At 69.5% G+C, this 20,110-nt stretch carries 17 protein-coding genes and 1 pseudogene; 10 read left to right on the top strand and 8 right to left on the bottom strand.

What is annotated here, in order from left to right; genetic code table 11:
* Positions 1 to 87: 87 nt before the first annotated feature.
* Positions 88 to 1,068 carry an iron ABC transporter permease gene (locus ABZ656_RS46290; RefSeq protein WP_360277040.1) on the bottom strand — a complete coding sequence of 327 codons (981 nt, stop codon included), beginning with the start codon at positions 1,066 to 1,068 and terminating at the stop codon, positions 88 to 90.
* A complete protein-coding gene (locus tag ABZ656_RS46285) occupies positions 1,011 to 1,439 on the bottom strand; it encodes a hypothetical protein (protein ID WP_180361935.1) in 429 nt (142 codons plus the stop codon). The genes ABZ656_RS46290 and ABZ656_RS46285 overlap by 58 nt, the downstream gene beginning before the upstream one ends.
* A 131-nt stretch (positions 1,440 to 1,570) precedes the next feature.
* Here ABZ656_RS46285 and ABZ656_RS46280 point away from each other — a divergent pair, with 131 nt between their 5' ends.
* Positions 1,571 to 3,211: a multicopper oxidase family protein gene (locus ABZ656_RS46280; protein WP_101400333.1), complete on the top strand. Its 1,641-nt coding sequence runs from the start codon at positions 1,571 to 1,573 to the stop codon at positions 3,209 to 3,211.
* A 153-nt stretch (positions 3,212 to 3,364) separates the two neighbouring features.
* On the opposite strand, the gene ABZ656_RS46275 is transcribed toward ABZ656_RS46280, so the two are convergent.
* On the bottom strand, positions 3,365 to 4,174 hold the full coding sequence (locus tag ABZ656_RS46275; protein WP_360277036.1) for a hypothetical protein: 810 nt from the start codon (positions 4,172 to 4,174) through the stop codon (positions 3,365 to 3,367).
* A gap of 74 nt (positions 4,175 to 4,248) precedes the next feature.
* Here ABZ656_RS46275 and ABZ656_RS46270 point away from each other — a divergent pair, with 74 nt between their 5' ends.
* The 6 genes from ABZ656_RS46270 to ABZ656_RS46245 all read left to right on the top strand — a co-directional run bounded on the left by ABZ656_RS46270 (position 4,249) and on the right by ABZ656_RS46245 (position 9,780).
* Entirely contained in the window at positions 4,249 to 4,779 is a 531-nt protein-coding gene (locus ABZ656_RS46270) for a hypothetical protein (RefSeq protein ID WP_129592084.1), read from the top strand.
* A 320-nt stretch (positions 4,780 to 5,099) separates the two neighbouring features.
* A complete protein-coding gene (locus tag ABZ656_RS46265; protein ID WP_097224946.1) occupies positions 5,100 to 5,327 on the top strand; it encodes a ferredoxin in 228 nt (75 codons plus the stop codon).
* Positions 5,324 to 6,715, top strand: a complete 1,392-nt coding sequence (locus ABZ656_RS46260) for an FAD-dependent oxidoreductase (protein ID WP_360277032.1) — start codon at positions 5,324 to 5,326, stop codon at positions 6,713 to 6,715. Before ABZ656_RS46265 ends, ABZ656_RS46260 begins: the two co-directional genes overlap by 4 nt.
* 23 nt (positions 6,716 to 6,738) lie before the next feature.
* Positions 6,739 to 7,953 carry a cytochrome P450 gene (locus ABZ656_RS46255; protein WP_101400337.1) on the top strand — a complete coding sequence of 405 codons (1,215 nt, stop codon included), beginning with the start codon at positions 6,739 to 6,741 and terminating at the stop codon, positions 7,951 to 7,953.
* A gap of 118 nt (positions 7,954 to 8,071) precedes the next feature.
* Entirely contained in the window at positions 8,072 to 9,001 is a 930-nt protein-coding gene (locus tag ABZ656_RS46250) for a YhjD/YihY/BrkB family envelope integrity protein (protein WP_360277028.1), read from the top strand.
* A 185-nt stretch (positions 9,002 to 9,186) separates the two neighbouring features.
* Complete coding sequence (locus ABZ656_RS46245) at positions 9,187 to 9,780, top strand: DUF4291 domain-containing protein (RefSeq protein WP_101400338.1); 594 nt, start codon at positions 9,187 to 9,189, stop codon at positions 9,778 to 9,780.
* 132 nt (positions 9,781 to 9,912) lie between these two features.
* On the opposite strand, the gene ABZ656_RS46240 is transcribed toward ABZ656_RS46245, so the two are convergent.
* Positions 9,913 to 10,197, bottom strand: a complete 285-nt coding sequence (locus ABZ656_RS46240) for a hypothetical protein (RefSeq protein ID WP_101400339.1) — start codon at positions 10,195 to 10,197, stop codon at positions 9,913 to 9,915.
* Positions 10,198 to 10,371: 174 nt separating this feature from the next.
* On the opposite strand from ABZ656_RS46240, the gene ABZ656_RS46235 reads away from it, so the two are divergent.
* Complete coding sequence (locus ABZ656_RS46235; protein ID WP_360277024.1) at positions 10,372 to 10,938, top strand: hypothetical protein; 567 nt, start codon at positions 10,372 to 10,374, stop codon at positions 10,936 to 10,938.
* Between the two features lie 296 nt (positions 10,939 to 11,234).
* On the opposite strand, the gene ABZ656_RS46230 is transcribed toward ABZ656_RS46235, so the two are convergent.
* Positions 11,235 to 13,670 (bottom strand): SpoIIE family protein phosphatase, encoded by a 2,436-nt coding sequence (locus ABZ656_RS46230; protein WP_360277021.1) that lies wholly within the window; start codon positions 13,668 to 13,670, stop codon positions 11,235 to 11,237.
* Positions 13,671 to 13,792: 122 nt separating this feature from the next.
* Positions 13,793 to 13,912, bottom strand: a pseudogene (locus tag ABZ656_RS46225) (peptide-methionine (S)-S-oxide reductase); the annotation flags it as partial.
* Between the two features lie 227 nt (positions 13,913 to 14,139).
* Between ABZ656_RS46225 and ABZ656_RS46220 the strand changes: the two are divergent.
* Entirely contained in the window at positions 14,140 to 14,784 is a 645-nt protein-coding gene (locus ABZ656_RS46220) for a CBS domain-containing protein (RefSeq protein ID WP_075032357.1), read from the top strand.
* A gap of 170 nt (positions 14,785 to 14,954) precedes the next feature.
* Here ABZ656_RS46220 and ABZ656_RS46215 read toward each other — a convergent pair whose 3' ends face one another.
* Together ABZ656_RS46215 and ABZ656_RS46210 are read right to left on the bottom strand one after the other, a co-directional pair.
* Entirely contained in the window at positions 14,955 to 15,335 is a 381-nt protein-coding gene (locus tag ABZ656_RS46215; RefSeq protein ID WP_360277017.1) for a hypothetical protein, read from the bottom strand.
* Positions 15,336 to 15,374: 39 nt separating this feature from the next.
* Positions 15,375 to 18,221: an AAA family ATPase gene (locus ABZ656_RS46210; RefSeq protein WP_360277014.1), complete on the bottom strand. Its 2,847-nt coding sequence runs from the start codon at positions 18,219 to 18,221 to the stop codon at positions 15,375 to 15,377.
* A gap of 533 nt (positions 18,222 to 18,754) precedes the next feature.
* On the opposite strand from ABZ656_RS46210, the gene ABZ656_RS46205 reads away from it, so the two are divergent.
* A complete protein-coding gene (locus ABZ656_RS46205; RefSeq protein WP_360277011.1) occupies positions 18,755 to 19,951 on the top strand; it encodes an epoxide hydrolase family protein in 1,197 nt (398 codons plus the stop codon).
* The last annotated feature ends 159 nt before the right edge of the window (positions 19,952 to 20,110 follow it).

Raw genomic sequence — 20,110 nt, 5'->3', positions numbered from 1 at the left:
GCGGCAGTCCACGAAGTGAACTGCGAGCCGAGAGAAGCGCTCCGGCGGGCCAGCCTTCGACCTCGCCGCGTTCCCCGAGGTGGTCCGTCAGCGGCGGCCCGACCTGCCCAGCAGCCAGAGCAGATAGGGACCGCCCACCAAGGACGTGAGCGCCCCGACCGGGATCTCCAGCGGCGGCACCAGCGTGCGGGCCACCAGGTCGGCGCCGACCACGATCAGCGCGCCCGTCAGGGCGGAAGCGGCGAGGGGGAGTTTCGGGGTGCGGGCGAGGCGGCGGGCCAGTTGCGGGCCGGTGAGGGCGACGAAGCCGACCGGGCCGGCCGCGCCGGTCGCGACCGCGGCGAGCACCACCCCGAGGACGGTCAGGCCGAGCTGGGTGCGCTGGACGCGGACGCCGAGCGCGGCGGCCGTGTCGGCGTCCAGCCCGAGCGGGCGCAGCGCGCGGCTCGCCCACACCAGGGCGGGCGACGAGAGGAGAAGGACCAGGGCGAGGGGGCCCGCCTGCTCCCGGCCGCGCCCGTTCAGACTGCCCGTCAGCCACAGCTTGACCTGCTCGGCGGCGGCCAGTTCGCTCTCGGTGAGGTAGAGCTGGACGACGGCGGAGAGGGCGACGCCGATGCCCACCCCCGTCAGGACGAACCGGCTCGGCTGCATTCCGTGCCGCCAGGCCAGTACGTACACCAGGGCGGCGGCCGCGAGACCGCCGGTGACGGCGACGGCCGGCAGCGCGCCGGGGGAGGCGGCGGTTCCGGTGGCCAGCGCCAGTACGGTCGCGGCGGCGGCACCGTGCCCGACGCCGATGACGTCCGGGCTGGCCAGCGGGTTGCGCGTCACGGTCTGTACGAGTGCCCCGGAGAGCCCGAGCGCCGCCCCGACCAGCGCGCCGAGCACGATCCGCGGGACCCGCAGTTCGCCGACGACCAGGTCGTACGGGCCGCCGTGGCCGCGCAGCACCCGCCAGACCTCGCCCGGCGGGACGTACGTCTGCCCGACGCATGCCGCGAGCAGCATCACGCCCGTGAGGAGCAGCAGGAGGACGGTGACGACGGCCGCGGCGCGCCGGTGCAGGAGGAGGGAGAGACGCCGGTGACGCTGACCCTGGGCATCGTGCCGACCGTGACGACCCGCGCGTCGTCCAGCTGTCCGGTGCTGAGCGCGGCGATCTTCTTGGGCGCGCTCTTGATCTCCGTCTTGCCCTCGAAGTGCCCGACGGTCCGAGGGAATTCGCCGTCCTCGGCGCTGCCCGCGCCCATCCCGGCGGCGACGGCGCTGGGGGCGACGGAGGGGCCCTCGGAGGCCCCGCTCACGAGATTGCGGTCGCCGCTGGAGGTGTTCTTGCTCCGCGAGGAGCCGTTGTCCCCGCTCCCGGACGAACATCCGGCCAGCAGGCCGCCGACGACGGCAACGGCCAGGACGGCCTTCGGCCCCAAGGTACGCACGAGCACTCCGATCAATGGATAAGGTAAGCCTAACCTTAGCCTCTGTTTCGAGGTGGCGGGGTCTGCTCCGAACGGGGACACGCCGTGCCGGGTTCGGGGACATATCAGCGTAAAACGTGTGTTATTCATTCATGCACACACCTACGCGGCGCACCGTGCTCGGTGCCTCGATCGCGGCCGCCGGCTCGGGACTCCTGGCCGGCTGCTCCGGGTCCGACTCTCCCTCCGGACCCGGCTCGCACCCCGGGCCCGGCGAGCACCAGGGGAGCGGAGTCGGTCACGGCGGCAGGCCCTTCATCCCCAGAGGACCCAAGGGATACGTGAATCCGTCCGATCCCGAGGTCCTCGCCGTCGAGAGGAAACGCGGGTCCGGTCCCGTTCGCTCGTTCAAGCTCACGGCCGCCGAGACGACCCTCGACCTGGGTGGACGGACCGTCAGGTCATGGGCGTACGGCGACTCGCTGCCCGGCAGGGAGGTGCGGATCAAGTCGGGCGACGTCCTCGATCTCAACTTGGCCAACCATCTGCCCGTGTCCACGACGCTGCACTCGCACGGTATCCGCATGCGCTGCGACATGGACGGAGTTCCCGGCCTGACCCAGCACCCCATCAAGCCCGGCGCCGACTTCAACTACCGCTTCGCCGTGGACCACCCGGGCACGTACTGGCTGCACTCGCACTCGGGGCTGCAGCTCGACCGCGGCCTGTACGCCCCGCTGATCGTCGAGGACCCCAGGGAGCCGTTGTCCTACGACAAGGAGTGGGTCGTCGTCCTGGACGACTGGGTGGACGGCGTGGGCGGCTCCACTCCGGACGGTGTGCTCGCACAGCTGCTCGACGGCAAGGGCATGCCGACGGGCATGGGCATGGGTGAGGACGACGAACCCGGGGGCAAGGCCCATGACAAGGCGGCCGCCCACGAGAAGCCCCACGGCCCCTCCCGCGTCCTGCGGAACTCCCACAGCCGCATCCTGCACAGCGAGGGAGGCAGCATCGACTACCCGTTCTACCTGGTCAACGGCCGTCTCCCGAAGGCTCCTTCGGTCTTCCGGGCCCGCAAGGGGGACCGCATCCGGCTGCGGATCATCAACGCCGGCGCCGAAACGGCCTTCCGGGTGGCGCTGGGCGGCCACGAGATGACGATCACGCACACGGACGGCTACCCCGTCGAGCACACGAAGACGGACGCGCTGCTGCTCGGCATGGCCGAACGCTACGACGTGCTGATCACCGCCAAGGACGGGGTGTTCCCGCTGGTCGCGCTCGCCGAGGGCAAGAACGCCAGGGCCCTGGCCGTCCTGCGCACCGGCAGTGGGGACAATCCCCGCCCCTCCGTGCACCCGGACGAACTCGACGGCAAGCTCGTCCCGGCCAGACGCCTTGTGCCGGACGACTCCGTGGCCCTCAGTGACGACGAACCGGACCGCGAGCTGCGCATCAGACTGACCGGCGGGATGAAGAAGTTCGACTGGGCCTTCGACCACCGGCCGTACTCCGTCGAGCAACGCCACCCGGTCAGCTACGGCGAACGGATCCGCCTGACCCTCATCAACGCCACCGACATGTGGCACCCCATGCACCTGCACGGCCATACCTTCGCCCTCACCGGCTTCGGTGTGGTCGGCGCCCGCAAGGACACCGCCCACGTGGTGCCGCACCACAAACTCGTCGTCGACTTCTACGCCGACAACCCGGGCCTGTGGATGCTCCACTGCCACAACCAGTACCACTCGGAGTCCGGCATGATGACGATCCTCGGCTACCGGAAGTGAGGCACCAGCCACCGACGGGTTGTCACTTGATCACGCGGAAGCGGGGTGATCCGGCCGTGCGGCCAGGAACCCCCGGTCGTCGACGTGGCTGTACGGGCCTCGGCGAGGCGCGCTTCCGCGGACGGGCGGTCGAGCCGTCGCATCCTCCGTACATCAGCCGCGGCGCTGCCACCAGCGGCGCTTCGGTTCGGGTGTCGGAGGAAGCGGTTCGGCCGGTTCATGGGCTGTCGCGGTGTCCGGGGCAACGGTGCGCAGCGCGGTGCGGATGCGGTCGAAGGTCGCGATCGTGTGGTGACCGTCGCCGGGCAGCGCCACCCCGACGCAGACCAGCTTGAAACTGTTCCCGCTGAGGGGGGAGGCGATGAACACCGGTGCGCCGACGCACCCTTGTGGCAGTCGGCCGACCCAACGGACGCCGCCACCGCTGGTACGCGCGACCTCGCCGACCACGACGGCCTGCTCCCGGGCACCACTTCCGGCAGCGACGTCGTGGCCCAGTAGATAGGCCACGACCGGGTCCGCACCGAGACCCGCGATGTCCTCATCCGTGGCCGCGACGCCGTCGGTGACCTCATCGGTCGTCCAGCGCCACCCCTTGCGGGTGCCGTGCGCATGCAGCCCGGCGGTGGGCATGACCGCGACCCCCAGGCCGTCGAGATGGATCCACCCGTCGGCGAAGTCGACCATCACCAGCTTCTCCGCGCTCATCGCGGGTGCGCACAGGTCCGGCCGGAGGGTGAACTCGGCCATCTCGACCCTCGTCGGCTCACTGGCGGTCACGAGGAACTGCCGGACGACTTCGTCCGCGGAGGTGTTCTCCACGAGCTCGTTGAACCAGAAGGCGGTCGCGTACTGCTCCTCCCGGTTGGCTCGCTGAAAGGGAAGCGTCGCGCGCCCGGCGTGGCCGAACATCGCGTCGATGGTCGCGCCATGGAGGTCGGGCAGGTCGGTCGGCTCGGACATGGTTCGAGAGCGTAGCTTGGGACGGCTGGGACGACCGGGTCGGGGTTTCGGGCGGACACTCTGGGGGAGAGCGGATGAACGGCTGGGGTCGGCTCGGGGAAAGACGTCGGGCAGGCCGTCCGGCGGTCATGGTCGTCGTTCTGGTGGCCGCGGGCCTCGGGCTGACCTGGTTCGCGGGAACGCATTTCGCCTATGCCACGGGCCTGGCCGGCACCCCAGGGCATCTCCGGGTCGAAGCGTGCGCCTGGGAACACGTCGGGGGCCACCGGTATCCGCACTGCAGTGGCATCTTCCGCTCCTCCGACGGCACCGTCGTGGACCCGAACGCCTCGATCGGCAAGAACCTGCCCGTCGGCGACACGATCGCATTGCAGCGGGTGGACTCCGGCGGATACGAGCAGACGGGCACCGCGTCCTCGTTCGGGTGGCTGGCGATTTCCCTGCTCGGCCTGATGGTGCTGCTGCTGGGGATTCTGGTCGTCTGCGGCAAGGACGGTGCGCGTCGAGTACCGCGCGGGCTGCTGGTGCTGCTCGGTGCGCTGGGCGCCTTGACGCTGCTCAGCGCGTTCATCGGCGGAGTGGCAGGGATGACCGGGGCGTTCTGAGTCCAGGGTGCCCGGCTGCCGATGCACAGGAGCTGAGTGCGTGGCGGGCTTCGCGCCGGCCCTGGCCGCGCTCGACGCAAAGAACGCCCCGTCCTGAATCCTCACCGTGCGGACCACGTGCGCGGGGGATACGCTTTTGACGGCAAGGTCAGGTTCTCCGGGCGGTTTTGCAGACGCCGAGGCCGCATTCGCGATGATCGATTCTTCCTGCGGAAACCTGCCGACTCCCTTCTTCGAAGAAGGCGTGACTCGCGCTTCGGACGCCGTAGGAGTGCTGCCTCAGGACCCGCGGCTTCGCGGTCCCTGCAATGGAGGTCGGGATGAGAGTTGTCGTTGATCTTTCCCGGTGTCAGGGGTATGCGCAGTGCGCGTTCCTGGCTCCGGACGCGTTCCGGATGCACGGCGAGGAAGCGCTGATGTACGCCTCGAACCCTGACGACGCCCAGCGCCAACAGGTGTTGCGCGCCGCGGCGGCCTGCCCCCTCCAAGCCATTCTGGTCGACCAACTGGAGGGCCGGGACGCGCCGGTGGGGACGTCGCCGTCATGAGCACCGCCGACACCTTGCAGGGGTTCAAGCGTGAGGGCCGCGTCGTGATCGTCGGGGCGTCACTGGCGGGACTGCGCGCCGCGGAGGCCCTGCGCGACGAGGGGTTCACCGGGAAGCTGACCATGATCGGTGACGAGTTGGGGGAGCCCTATGACCGCCCCCCGCTGTCCAAGCAGGTACTGACCGGATGGGTGCCGGCCGACGGCACCACCCTGCCACGGCGTCGTGACATCGACGCGGAATGGCTCCTGGGCGTCCCCGCCGACGGACTGGACCTGGCGGCCAACCACGTGCGGCTCGCCGACGGCCGCACGATCCCCTTCGACCGCATGCTGATCTCCACCGGCGTAAGGGCCCGGCCCTGGCCCGTCGAGGCCGAGGCGGCCCTGGACGGTGTGTTCGTGGTCCGCACGCGCGAGGACGCCGCCGGCCTGCAGCGGGCGGTCGCCGCCGGGCCCTCCCGTGTACTGATCATCGGCGCGGGCTTCACCGGCTCCGAGATCGCCTCCGTCTGCCGTGAGCGCGACATCCCGGTGACCGTCGCCGAGCTCGCACCGGCCCCGCTGGTCGGGGGACTCGGCGCGATGATCGGCGAGGTCGCGGCGGAGATGCAGCGCGCGCACGGCGTCGACCTGCGCTGCGGTGTCAGAGTCACCCAGCTGGAGGGCGACGCGCAGGGGCGGTTGCGCCGCGCCCACTTCGACGACGGCAGCACGGTCGACGCCGATGTGGCGGTGGTGGCGCTCGGGGGCATCCGCAACACCGAGTGGCTGCGGGACTCGGGGCTGGCGGTGGGCATGTGGGGAGTCGCCTGTGACGCGGGCTGCCGCGCATTCGACCTCAACGGCCTGGTCACCGACGACATCTTCGTCGCCGGAGACGTGGCACGCAGCCCGAACCCGATCTACGAGTACCGGTTCATCTCGCTCGAACACTGGGCCAACGCCGTGGAGCAGGCCGAGATCGCCGCGCACAACATGGTCAGCGCCCAGGCGGACCGCTGGCCGCACCTGACCATCCCGGCGTTCTGGTCGATCCAGTTCGGCGTCAACATCAAGTCCGTCGGTGTGCCGACCTACGCCGACGAGGTCGTCATCACCCAGGGATCCGTGCCCGATCACCGCTTCGTCGCCGCCTACGGCTACCAGGGCCGTGTCACGGCGGCCGTCAGCTTCAACAACGCCAAGTGGCTCGACCACTACCGGCATCTGATCGAGACGGCCGCGCCCTTCCCGCCTCCCTGCCCCACGCCCGACCAGCCCGTCGACGCGAAGCCGGTGCCCGTCGACTTCCCGGGCCCCACTCTGCTCGGTCAGGGCGCCACGGTGGTCGTCACCGGCCATGACCCGGGCGAGCGGCGCGTCACAGCCATGCGGCAGCACCGCTAGGAGGGAACAGGAGGGAAAGCGACATGACCACGACCGAGACGCCCGACATCCTGCCCCGGATCCTCGACTACTCCACCCGGGCCGACCCGTACCCGCTCTACGCCGAACTGCGCAGGACTCCGGTGGCCCTGCAGGAGGACGGCAGCTACGTCATCAGCACCTACCGCGAACTCAGCGGCATCCTGCACGACCCGCACCTGAGCTCCGACGTCCGCAATCTGTCGCATCCGATGCCCGCGATGCAGGAACGCGCCACGCCGTCGTTCATCAACCTCGACCCGCCCGAGCACGACCGTCTGCGGCGCCTGGCGATGCGTCACTTCGGCCCTCCGCACACCCCGGGCCTCGTGACCGGCATGGAACCAGACCTGACCGCCATCGTCTCAGGCCTGATCGACGACTTCGCGGGCAAGGAGCGGATCGACATCGTCGACGACTTCGCCTATCCGTTCCCCGTCACCGTGATCTGCCACCTGCTCGGTGTGCCGCGCGAGGACGAACCGCGGTTCCACGTGTGGGTGAACGCCATCATCGACTCGATCGACTACAACCCCAAGACCGACCCGCAGGAGAAACTGGACAACGGCGTACAGGCCACCAAAGACCTGCGCCAGTACCTCGGCGGACTGCTGGAACAACGCCACGGCCGCCCCGGCGACGACCTGCTGACACGGCTGGCCAACGACGACGGGCCCGACGGGCGGATGACCGACGCCGAAATCGTCAGCACCGCCAACCTGCTGCTCATCGCCGGCCACGAGACCACCGTCAACCTCATCACCAACGGCATGCTGACGCTGCTGCGCCACCCCGAGGTGCTGCAACGCCTGCGCGCCGAACCGGACCTGGTCGTACGGCTGGTCGAGGAACTGCTGCGCTACGAGCCCCCCGTGCACATCATTCCGTGGCGGGCGGCGTACAGCGACATCTCCGTCGGCGACACCGTCATCCCCAAGGGCTCGAAGATCATGCTCATGCTCGCCTCGGGCAGTCGCGACCCGGACCGCTTCCATGATCCCGACCGCTTCGACCCCGATCGCCGGGACAACCAGCACCTGGGCTTCGGCAGCGGCATCCACCTGTGCTTCGGCGGCCCGATGGCCCGACTGGAAACCCAGATCGCCCTGACCGAACTGGTACGCCGCCTCGCCGACCCCACGCTGGTGACCGACCCACCCCCGTACCGCCCCAGCCCCGTCCTGCGAGGCCCCATCCACCTACTCGTCGACCAGAACTGACAGCGCGTTCGAGCCCGGCACCTTGCTGCTCGTGTCGCCCCTCATCGGTTCGGCGACCGTCCGTTAGGCTCGCGTCGCCACACAGGTCCCGGTCTTCACGGAGGGCAGCACGGAGGGGATGAATCGAGAGCGCCTCGTCAGAACGCTGACCTTCTGGCTGCGTCCTGCCTTCGCGTTGCGGGTCATCAACCGGTTTCAGAAGATCGTGGGTTTCGACCGCTCGATGGCCCTGGCGTCCAGCGCCTTGACGGCGTTGATCCCGCTCTCCATCCTCCTCGGCGCCGTCCTCGGCAACTTCGTGCACTACGACGCCGCCGAGCGGATCATCAAGCGCTACAACCTCACCGGAGCAGGCGCCACGGCGGTCAGCTCCCTGTTCTCTCCTACCGAAGGCACCAGTGCGAGCGTGGGCATCTTCGGGGTGGTGTTTCTGACGATCTCGGTGCTCAGTTTCGCGCGAGCCGTGCAGCGGCTCTTCGAACAGGCATGGGAACTCAAGCCTCTCAGCGTGCGCAACACGCGCAACGGATTGTGGTGGATCCTCACTCTCGGTGGCTATGTGCTGGTCGCCGCGATGCTCTCCGCGCTCCTCAGCGGGGGCCCGATGGGTCTCGTCGCCTCGGTGTGTCAGGTACCGGTGACCGCCGCATTCCTTGTCTGGAGCGGCTGGATCCTGTCGGCGAAGCGGATCAGCCGGTCGGAGCTGCTCCCCTTCGGCGTCACCGCCGCCGTTCTGACGGTGGCCTATTCCGTGGGCGCAACCATCTACATGCCGCGCCTCTTCAATTCCTCCGCCGCACGCTACGGGGTGGTCGGTGCCGTCTTCGCGATGATCTCCGCCCTCTTCGCAGCCATGCTCGTTCTGGTCGCGTCGGCGGCACTGGGACGAGAAGTACGCGATGAGCTCAGCCGGATCCGTCAGGGCCACCGCCCTTCCGACCACGAGGTCCACCGACAGTGGGACAGTGTGGTCGAGCAGACCCGGTCACGGTGGCGGACGGCACGGGAACAGGTCTCTCATCATCAGATCAAAGGCTCGAACCATTGAGTGGGACCGCGCCCGACACGCCAGTCCATCAAGTACGGCATTGCCGAGATGTCGCTCCGTGTGCCGGACGCTATGCGGCTCGCACGGGCAACTGCCTGCCGCCTGCGGCCGGCCTGCTCCGTCGCATCGAGCAACGGGTCGAAAATCGGTGGTCACCTGAGCTGACCGAGCCCACGCTGTACGCCATGGAAGAACCGCTTCGCAGGATTCGCGCGCTCCACACGGCGTCCACGATCACCGTCTACCAGGCGTACTCCCCTGAGATCGGACTGCCCGCCATCCGAGACGGCCGATTTCCCGCCGCGTGGAAGCCTGGCCGCATGACGTGGATCAAGCCCAGTTTCATGTGGATGATGTACCGCTCCGGCTGGGGCACGAAGGAGGGTCAGGAAACCGTCCTCGCCGTCGAGATCACTCGCGACGGCTTTGACTGGGCGCTGCGCCATGCCTGCCTGTCGAGTTACGTCCGCGGACTGCATCCCGATCGCGGCACCTGGCAGCGTGACCTCAAGCGCGCACCGGCCCGCGTCCAGTGGGACCCCGAACGCGATCTGCACCTGCGTCCCCTGCCACACCGCTCTCTGCAACTGGGGCTCTCGGGTGAGGCTTCGTCGCGTTACGCGGATGAGTGGATCGTGTCCATCAGCGACGTGACCCCGCTCGCCGACGAGATCCACGTACTCGTCAGGGACGGCGAACTGGACTCCGCTACCCGACTGCTTCCCCAGGAGCAGGAATACCCCGCCAGTGCAGAACTCCTGTCCCACCTGCGTCCCTGACCGGCAATCCGGGCACGACCGGCGGCATCACTCATGGGGCACATGGCGGCACAGGTCTGTGAACGTTGCTTGATGTTCCACGTCAGCCGGGACAGCCTTGGAAGCCATCTCATGTGGCTGGTCCGAACGCTGTCATCCGGCAGCCACCACCTCGCCGGCCATGACCTGGGGAGGGTTGGGGAGCAGTGACGCAAGGTTGTCCCGCACGAAGTCCGCAGCCCGCGAGATCGATTCGTCGGCACCGGCCTGGTCCTGGAAGACGCTGGTCGAGACCATCACTCCGTCCCCGGTATCGATCCAGTAGTAGGCCACGAAGCCGGAGACCTGGCGCATGAGCGGCACGAACCCCTCGTTCACGAGACGTGCGGCCTCGGCCGAATCGGTCACCCCTTCGTACCGCCGGACTGCTGCGTACATCGCCAAGCTCCTCACGGGGTTCTGGGTTCGTCCTCTGCTGAGACGTCGTACCCCTGCGACGGCTGCCCGGCCCATGAGGCGTCCGGTAATCACCTGAAGGGCCGCTTTGTGTGATCCGAACGGCGGCCGTCGGCCCGGACACACGGCTCTGCGCACGTCACGGTCCCGGCGGCCGTGGTCCGCGAGTGGAACGCCATCGCCACCGACACGATCAAGACCAGCCTTGGCCCACGCCCCTCCGGGCAGGCAGCGATCTGGGAGGGGTTCGTCTCCGTCGCCGTGTACAACGCCGTGGTGGGGATCGAAGGCGGCTACGCCCTGTACAAATGGCGCGAGCGCGGTCCGGCCAAGGCATCCTCCGCGGCGGCCGCCGCCACCGCGGCCCACGACGTGCTGCTCACCTGCTTCCCTGCCTTCAAGGAGCGGCTCGACACCGCCTACGCGAACTCGCTCGCCGCTCTGCCGGCCGGTCAGGCCAGAGACCGGGGCGTTGACTACGGAAGGCGCGCCGCCGCCCGCATCATCGAACTCCGGGAAGGGGACGGAAGGTTCGCGGACGTTCCTTTCACCGCTTCCCCGGCACCGGGGGCTGGCGGCCCACCCCGCCCGCGTTCCAGCCCTTCATCGACACCTGGCTCGCCAGGCTCCGCCCTCTCCTGCTCGCCTCCTCGCAGCAGTTCCGCCCCGGCGGACCACCCGCCGTCTCCTCGGCCGCTTACGCCGAAGACGTCCAGGAGTTGAAGGTCATGGGTGCGAATACCGGCACCGACTGAACCACGGAGCCGAAGAGGCCCTGGCGTCGCGCCGGGCTTCCGATCCTGCCCCGAGCCTTTGATGACCCACGTCATTCGGTCCCGCTTCCGCCCGGCGTCTGCCGATGCATCCCAAGGCCATCCCGACGGCGGTACCCGCCGAAGATCCGCATCGCGATCACGCTCGTCTGCTCCCGGCGGCACCGATCAAGCCGGCCGCGAAGAGCAGGGCAGCTCGATCCGCCGCGTCAGCCTCCGGTGGAACGGACACGCCCTCGTCGCGGGTCACGCGTGCGGCAGGGGCTGCTCCGTCCAGACGGTCTTGCCGTCGTGGGCGTAGCGGGTGCCCCACCGCTCCGTGAGCTGCGCGACCAGGAAGAGCCCGCGGCCGCCCTCGTCCGTGCTGAGGGCCCGTCGGAGGTGAGGGGAAGTGTGGCTGGCGTCGGACACCTCACAGATCAGGCAGTGCGTACGGATGAGGCGCAGAGTGACGGGGCCGGCCGCGTACCGGTAGGCGTTGGTGACGAGCTCGCTGGCGACCAGCTCGGTGGTGAAGGCCAGTTCCGGCAGCCCCCATTCGGTCAGTTTCGCCGTGGCCAGCTGCCTGGCACGGGCAGCGGCGGTTGCTTCCAGGGGCAGCTGCCAGGTGGCGACATCCTGCGGCGGCAGCACCCGGGTACGGGCGATGAGCAGCGCGACGTCGTCGGTGGGGAGGTGCTCCTTCGGCAGCAGCGCTTCGACCACGGCATGGCAGGTGCTGTCCAGAGGATCCGCGACGTGGGTGAGACATTCGTCCAGGTGTTGCAGCGCGGCGTCGATGTCGCCGTTGCGCGCCTCCAGAAGACCGTTGGTGTAGAGCGTGAGCAGGCTGCCCTCGGGGAGGTCGAGGTCGTACGTTTCGAACGGCAGCCCGCCCAGACCCAGCGGTGGACCCGCGGGCAGGTCGAGCACGGTCACCTCGCCGTCCGGGGTGGACACCATCGGCGCCGGGTGGCCGGCGCGTGCCAGGGAGCAATGCCGGGAGACCGGATCGTAGACCGCGTACACGCAGGTGGCCCCGAGTATCTGCTCCACTGCGAACCCGCTGCCGTCAGCGTTTGCCTCCAGCTCGGTGGCCAGCAGGCCGACCAGATCGTCCAGCCGTGCCACCACCTCGTCCGGTTCCAGGTCGAGGCTGGCCAGGGTGCGCACGGCGGCGCGCAGGCGGCCCATGGAGGCCGCGGCGTGGATCCCGTGGCCGACCACGTCTCCCACGACGAGTGCGACCCGGGCTCCCGACAACGGGATCACGTCGAACCAGTCACCGCCGATGCCCGGTTCACCGCTCGCCGGGAGGTATCGGCAGGCCACCTCGACGGCCGGCAGGTCGGACACCGCGCTCGGCAGCAGACTGCGCTGCAGAGTCAGAGCGGCGCTCTGCTGCTGGGTGAAGCGGCGCGCGTTGTCGATACAGACGGCAGCACGCGAGGAAAACTCATGGGCCACCGCGGCATCGTCGTTCTCGAAAGGCTCCGAATGGCGCACTCGCCACAGGCTCACTACGCCCAGTACCAGGCCGCGAGCCACCAAGGGCACCACGATCAGCGAATGAACGCCGAGACCCATGGCGACCTCGATCCGCCGCCGGTCCATGGCGTACCACTCGGGGCGTAGGGACAGCAGCCGGTCGAGGATCGGGCGGCGCTCGGCCAAGCAACGCGCCTGCGGAGAATCCGGAAGGAGCGGGACCACCTCGCCCTCCTGGTACGGGACCCGGTGTTCTGGGGGCGAGAGGGCTACTCGGAGCAGCGGACCTCTCACACCGGGGGGTGGTTCGTCACCAAGTGTCACCGACTGCAGAAGATCCACCGAGCAGTAGTCCGACAGGCCGTGGGCGGCCACCTCGGCCAGTTCCCGGGCCGTCTGGGCCACGTCCAGTGAGGTTCCGATGCGGGCGCTTGCCTCGTTCAGCAGGGCGAGCCTGCGTTGGGCCCGGTGGCGGTCGGTCACGTCCTCGATCGTCTCGGCCACGCCGAGCACCCGGCCCGAGGGGTCTTCCATCCGGAACGCCGAGACGGACACGATCCGCTCCCGCCTCGGATCATGGCGTGCCCGGGCCGACTGCTCCGTGAAGATCAACGGCTCGCCGGTCTCCAGGACGTGCCGTACCCGCTCCTCGACCGGACCTGCGTCCTCGTCGACCATGAATTCACTCGGGCGACGGCCCACCGGCGCCTCGGCCGGGACGCCGCTTGCCTTTTCGACCGCACGGTTGACCCGAATCACCGTCCGGTCCGGGCCGTAGGTGACCAGACCGATCGGGGACCGGCGGTACAGGCCGTCCAGCAGCGCACGGTCCCGCTGCCAGGCACTGACCTCCGCGGCGGGGGCTCCGACCAGGACCCACTCCTTGCTGTCCCCGCCCCGCGTGATCGCGCGGACCCGGAAACCCATCTCCACCCGCCGTCCGTCGCGGTGCCGGACGGGCAGGACCCCGAACCAGCCGCCCGTCCTCATGGCGTCCACGACGACGGACCGCGCGACAGGCAGGTCACGGGCGTCGACCAGGAGGTCCTGCCACGCCCGTCCGATCACTTCCTTGGCCGGATAGCCCAGCAACTCCTGTGCACGTGCGCTCCAGCCGACCACGGTGCCTTGATCGTCGAGCGCAGCCGAGGCGCCACGCCCGAGCGCGAACGGATCCTCAGGACTCTCGCTGAAATGCATCGACGGCGTCCCCATAGCCACCACCTTGCCTGTGTGACTCCGATGTTCCTCCCCACGGTCTCCGTTCGCGACCTCCCGTTCCTCCCGGCCCGGCGGTCCGGCAGGAGTGGTACGGCGATCAGGCGCTACGGCGAGACTCACCCCTCGGCGAGAGCCACGCCGGCCGGGCACGAAACGCCCGTCCCGCCCATGCCGCAGCAGCCCGCCGGGTTCTTGTCGAGGTACTGCCGGTGGCGGCTCTCGCTCGACCAGCAGGGGTGTTTTGGCCCGCGCTGTGGGCTGCTCAGCGCTCGACGAAGCGAGGTCGGCCGTGCGGTAATCGGCTCGCTGGACGCCGCCGTGGGACTGCCGCTCCTCTCCGCCGGGCCGAACGTCACTGGCCGCCGGAGCGGCGCGGTGCTGTCATGGGTAGGGGAGACGGCGTGGACGAACGGCCGCGGAGGCCGGGGTGCCGCCCCGTCGCGAAGCGGAGGAGGCCGATGCCATGCTGCACCGCCGCACGGTCGGTGACGTGATGACCGAGGAGGTCATCACCCTCCGCCCCGACACACCGTTCCACGAGATCGTCGCCCTGCTGGACGCGAACGACATCGCCGCGGCCCCGGTCATCGACGACGAGGGCGCCCCCATCGGCGTCGTGTCCGCGTCGGACGTGCTGCGGCACGAGACCGGCATGCCCGAACCGCAAGGGCAGGACGGGAACGACGAGCGCGCCTGGGGCAAGGCCCGGGCCAGGACCGCGAGCGCGCTCATGAGCAGCCCCGTCGTCAGCGCCCGTGCCGACTGGACGATCCCCCGGGCCGCGCGGGAACTCCGCAGGCGGCACGTCAAGCAGCTGCCCGTGGTCGGCGACCACGGGCTCCTCGCCGGCATCGTCAGCCGCAGCGACCTGTTGGACACCTTCATCCGCTCCGACGTCGAGATCCGCGGCGAGGTCGAGCGGGACGTCCTGGGGCGCATCCTCGGCCTGGAAGAGGGCACCGTCGTGGTCGAGGTCCGGGACGGGGCCGTCACGCTGCGGGGTCACGTCCCGGAACCGCGTCTCGTCCCGGTGGTCGTGGGCCTGTGCCAGGGCGTCGACGGTGTCGTCGCCGTGGATGCCCACCTCGCGGCCGCCCGGGCGGACTAGTCGTCGGTGACTTCGCAGGCCGGAGCGATGCGCGTCGAGCCGTACGCCCCTGTTTGATCGCTCGGCCTCCTGGACTCACGGAACTGCCCAAGCAGGTACCCGTCCGGGTTTTTGGTGCCCGAAAAGACCCCGCTGTCGGCGAGCAGGTCCTGAGTTGCGACGGCGTGGCCTCAGGAGGAATGGGTCGAGTATGCGCCGCCGACCTGCTGGTACTGAAGGAACAGCGTGTCGGCCGGCGGAAGCTCGACTGGTACGTGCTCAACGGCTCGGCCATGGCTGTCCAGGATGCGGCCGAGCCGTTTGGCGGTGTGCAGGGTGACGATCCGGTCCCGGACTCGGAGGGCAGGGAATGATTCGTCGAGCAGCGCCTCGGGTGTGTTGATGTCGCCGGTGTCGCGCATCCATACCGCGAAGAGCAGATTGCACGCTCCCGTGACGGAGGAGCAGAACCGGAGCTCGGGCAGCCTCGCCAGTGCCGCGGCCGTCCGGTCGAGTTCTCCTTGCGGTACGACTGCCTGATAGGCGACGGCTGTCAGTGGAGCTGCCCACATGCATGGCTTTCGGTACGACCCGCTGCGTTCAGGAGGCGATCAACGCGGTGCTCGGCGAGCTGCGGACTCTGGGGCGTTCGCTGCTGGATACGCCATCGTCGTCGCCGGTTGCGGAGGAGAGAGCACTGAGCGGAGGTGCCTGCGAGAGCTGACTCCGAGCTTGGTGAACACGTTGCCGAGGTGCCACTCCACCGTGCGTGGGCTGATGAACAGCTGGGCGGCGATCTCGGAGTTGGTGTGACCGTCTCGGGCCAGGCCGGCGATCTGTGCCTCCTGGCCGGTGAGTTCGGCGTCGGCGCCGACCGTCCGCTTGCGTACGGTTTCTCCGGTCGCCAGAAGCTCCCTGCGGGCCCGCTCGGCAAAGGCGTCGGCTCCGACCCGGCTGAACGCCTCGTAGGCGGAGCGCAGTTGAGCACGGCTTTCCTGACGACGGTTCTGGCGACGCAGCCACTCGCCGTACAGCAGACGGGCGCGGAACAGCTGGACGGCGACCCGGCAGCGTCCGAGATGCTCGATCCCTTTCCGGTAGAGCGCATCGGCAGCTTCGCCGTCGCTCAGTAGCGCGCGTGAGCAGGCTTCCGTGCCCAGTGCCCACTCCGTTCCGCTGGTGTGTGTGCGTTCGGTGAGTTTCTCCAGCGCCGACGCGGCGGCCGCCGGCTGTCCGCTGCGGGCGGCCGCCTCGATCAGTTCGGCAAGCGCCCAGCCGAAGAAGCCCGGGTCCTCGTATTGGCATGCGCGCGTTGCCGCTGCCAGGGCGTCCTCGTAGCGGCCGAGGCCGTTGTGCAGCACTGCGGTCGCGTACTCGGCCAGGCTGAGGACACGTCCCTCGCCCCGGGCGCGCACCTCTTCGATGGTGGTCTCGATGAGGCCCCGTGCCTGGGATTCCTGTCCTCGCCAGGCGGCGAGGACCAGGGACGTGTACATCATGGGTACGCCGCCCGCCGCCTCCGAGATCGCCGTCGCCTCGTCGATCAGAGCCGCCGCGGTGTCGAATTCGCCAGCATGGACATGGCAGTACGCCTGGTAGGTCAGCACCATCGGGAGGACGGAGAGCGCGCCCGCTTCGCGGGCGATTCCGACGGCGCCGGTCGCCAGCTCGTGCCACGCGTCGTCGTCCCACAGCTCCGCGGCGAGAGGCTCGGGTGTCACCCGGAACGCCAGCCACAGCCAGTGCCTGTCCGCATCCGTCGAGCCGGATCTCTGCTCCTGCCGGACGGCGTGCAGGGCACGCCTGAGAGCGTCGACGCTGGCGGCGTGGCCGTCGATGATCAGGTCGGCCATGCTGTCCAGCAGGATGTCGACCATCCGCGGCGGCATCGACGGTGGTGGTCCGGCGCGGGCGGCCTCGGCCACCTCGCGCTGCCCGGGTCCCGCGCTCAGGCGCCCGGCGAAGAGCGCCGCGCCGACCGCTTCCAACAGGGTGTCACGGGCAAGGGCGGTGTCCAGGGGCGCCAGCCGGTGTGCCGCGTCGAGCAGAAGCCGGGGCGCGTCGCTGCCGCGCAGCTGGGAGAACGCCAGCCGGGCTCGCAGCCGCTCCAGACCGGCGCGCTGCAGGTCGTCGAGTGGGCCGGCCTCCGCGGACACCAGCAGGTTGTGGGCATGGTCGGCCCCGCCGGCGTCGATCTCGGCCTGAGCGGCGGCCAGTGCACGGGTGACGCGGTGCGCGGGATCGGGCGTCAACTCCGCCGCCCGCCGCAGGAACGAGGCTGCCGCGGCGGCTCCTCCCCGGCCTTGTGCCCTGTCGGCCGAGCGCTCCAGGTCGACGGCGACGCTCTCGTCGGGCCGGGTGGCGGCGTGAGCGCGGTGCCACGCTCTGCGATCGGAATCAAGGCGGGGATCGGTGGCTTCCGCCAGTGCTCGGTGCGCCGCCCGGCGGTCCGGAGCGGATGTCCTCCGGTAGACGGCCGAGCGCACCAGGGAGTGACGGAACCGCACCCTGGTGCCGAACTCGACCAGTCCTGCCGCCTCGGCCGGCGCTGCGGCGTCCGCCGGTATCCCCTGCAGATCGGCCGCTCGCCACAACAGGTCCACGTCTCCGGTCGGCTCGGCCGCGGCGGTCAGCAGAAGCCGTCGGCTGTCCTGCGGAAGTGATCGGAACTGCCGGTGGAAGGCGGTCTCGATACAGCTCGCCACGGAGCGTCTGCCGGGCAGCCCGAAGCCGCCCGCCAGCTCGGCAGGGGCGAGCGCGTGCGTCACCTGCAGCAAGGCCATCGGGTTGCCGTGCGCCTCGGCCACAATCCGGTCCCGTACGAGCGGGTCGAGCGGCACGCGGACGGCCGAAGCCAGCAGGGCACGCGCGTCGGGCTCGCCGAGGCCCTCGACCATCAGCTCCGGCAGACCTGCCAGCTCACGACTGTCATCGGGCTCCCGCAGGGCGAAGACCAAGGCCACCGGCTCGGCCGTCAATCGCCTGGCGACAAACGCCAGCACCTGCCGGGACCCGTCGTCGAGCCACTGCGCATCATCGACGAGGCAGGCGAGCGGCTGATCCTCGGGGGCGCCGGCCAGCAGACTGAGCACGGCCAGGCCTACCAGGAACCGGTTCGGCGCATCGCCCTCCCGCAGTCCGAACGCGACGGACAACGCATTGCGCTGCGGTCCAGGCAGCTCATGAAGCCGACCCAGCATGGGTGCGCAGAGCTGGTGAAGGCCCGCGAACGGAAGCTCCATCTCCGACTCGATGCCTGATACGCCGACGGTACGAAATCCGACGGCCAGGTCGGCTGCGTAGTCCAGCAATGCGGTCTTGCCGATCCCTGCCTCACCACGAAGAACCAGGACCGCGCTGCTGCCCGCCCGCGCTGTGGCCAGTACCCCCTCCAGCGCGGCCAGCTCCTGGCCCCGGCCCCGCAGTGCGACCTGCGCTGCGCCGGCGGGCACGCCCATGAGTCGATCTCCCTGGTCCGCTGCTTGGTGCATTGTGCGGCCAATACGGTCATTTTGGTCAGGTCGAGCCAGTTGGCTCTCCGGTGTGAGCCTCACCGCACGACTCGGCCTCGCAGGGGCTCACGGTCGACCATTCGCAGGGCTTGCAGCCCACCGAAGCGGCTGGGACGGCTAGGCATGCCGCCTTCGGACACCCCTCGACGCCTGCCTTATCACCTTAGTGCGCTTCAGGGGCTTTCGGCGGCTGTGCGGGGTCCAGGCGCGCACGGAGCTTGGTGCGCTCCGATCGCCGCTCGGCCCGCCGACAAACCCTCCGGCTTTGGTGCACTGCTTTCAACGGGCCGTTGCAGACAGCGACTGCCCCAAACCGTACGTGACCCACAGGTTCGTCGTTTCCGGCGCGAACGCCATGCCCCGGGTTCAGCCACGGGTCCGACCCCGGGGTTTTCACGGGGGCGAGGGACGAACGGCGATGCCAGCGTGGAGGAGTCAGCGGCACGGGGCCGCTGATGTTGACAAGGAGACCCCCACGCATGTCTGCAACACCCGAAGAGATCGCGATCCGTCCGTTCACGTTCGAGTTCCCCGAGGCAGAACTCAAGGATCTGCGTGCGCGTATCGAGGCGGCTCGGTGGCCCGAGAAGGAGACCGTCACGGATCAGTCGCAGGGCCCGCAGCTGGAGACGATGAAGGAGCTCGCGCGGTACTGGGCATCGGAGTACGACTGGCGCAAGGTCGAGGCGAAGCTGAAGGCCCTGCCGCACTTCATCACCGAGATCGACGGGCTGGACATCCACTTCGTTCACGTCCGCTCGAAGCATGAGAACGCTCTGCCGGTCATCGTGACGCACGGATGGCCGGGCTCGATCATCGAGCAGCTGAAGATCATCGAGCCGCTCACCAACCCCACCGCCCACGGCGGGAACGCGTCGGACGCCTTCCACGTGATCATCCCGTCGATGCCCGGCTACGGGTTCTCGGGCAAGCCGACCACGACCGGTTGGGGTCCCGAGCGCATCGCCCGTGCCTGGGGAGAGCTGATGAAGCGCCTGGGCTACACGAAGTACGTCGCCCAGGGCGGCGACTGGGGCGCGATCGTCACGGACCTCATGGGTGCCCAGGAGCCCGAGGGCCTGGTCGGTATCCACACCAACATGCCCAAGGTGATTCCGGCAGCCATCGACGCCGCGCTCATCGCGGGCAACCCGCTGCCGGCGGGCCTGTCGCTCTCCGACGAGGAGAAGCGCGCGACCGAACAGCTGGACTTCGTGTACCGGCACGTCTACTACGCCTACATGATGGCGTCGCGTCCGCAGACGCTGACCGGGCTGGTGGACTCCCCTGTCGGACTGGCGGCCTTTCTGCTCGACCACGACAAGGCCAGCCTGGCCCTGATCTCCCGATCCTTCGCCGGACAGACCGAAGGCCTCACCCGGGACGACGTCTTGGACAACATCACGCTCTTCTGGCTGACGAACACGGCGATCTCCGCGGCTCGCCTCTACGCGGAGAACAAGACCTCCTTCTTCGGTATCAATGGCGTCACCCTGCCGGTTGCCGTGAGTGTCTTCCCCGATGAGCTCTACCAAGCCCCGAAGAGCTGGGCGGAGCAGGCGTACCCGAACCTCGTCCACTACAACAGGCTCTCCAAGGGCGGCCACTTCGCCGCCTGGGAGCAGCCGGAGCTGCTCGTCGAGGAGATCCGCGCGGGCCTCCGGTCCCTTCGCTAGACGACCGCGCCCGACCGACGGCACAAGCCTTCGCTCGGCGGGGCGGCCGAGTGGCTCATCTCCGAGCCGCTCGGTCGCCCCGAAGTGCGCGGCCACGTCGTCCTTGTACTTCTGGACGCGGAGGTGCAACAACCGGCTGCGCGCGCAGCCGGTTGTCGC

The sequence above is a fragment of the Streptomyces sp. NPDC007095 genome (assembly GCF_040634475.1).
GTDB lineage: Bacteria > Actinomycetota > Actinomycetes > Streptomycetales > Streptomycetaceae > Streptomyces.
The sequence above is the reverse complement of the archived record's forward strand: the minus strand, read 5'-3'. Positions and strand labels throughout refer to the sequence as shown.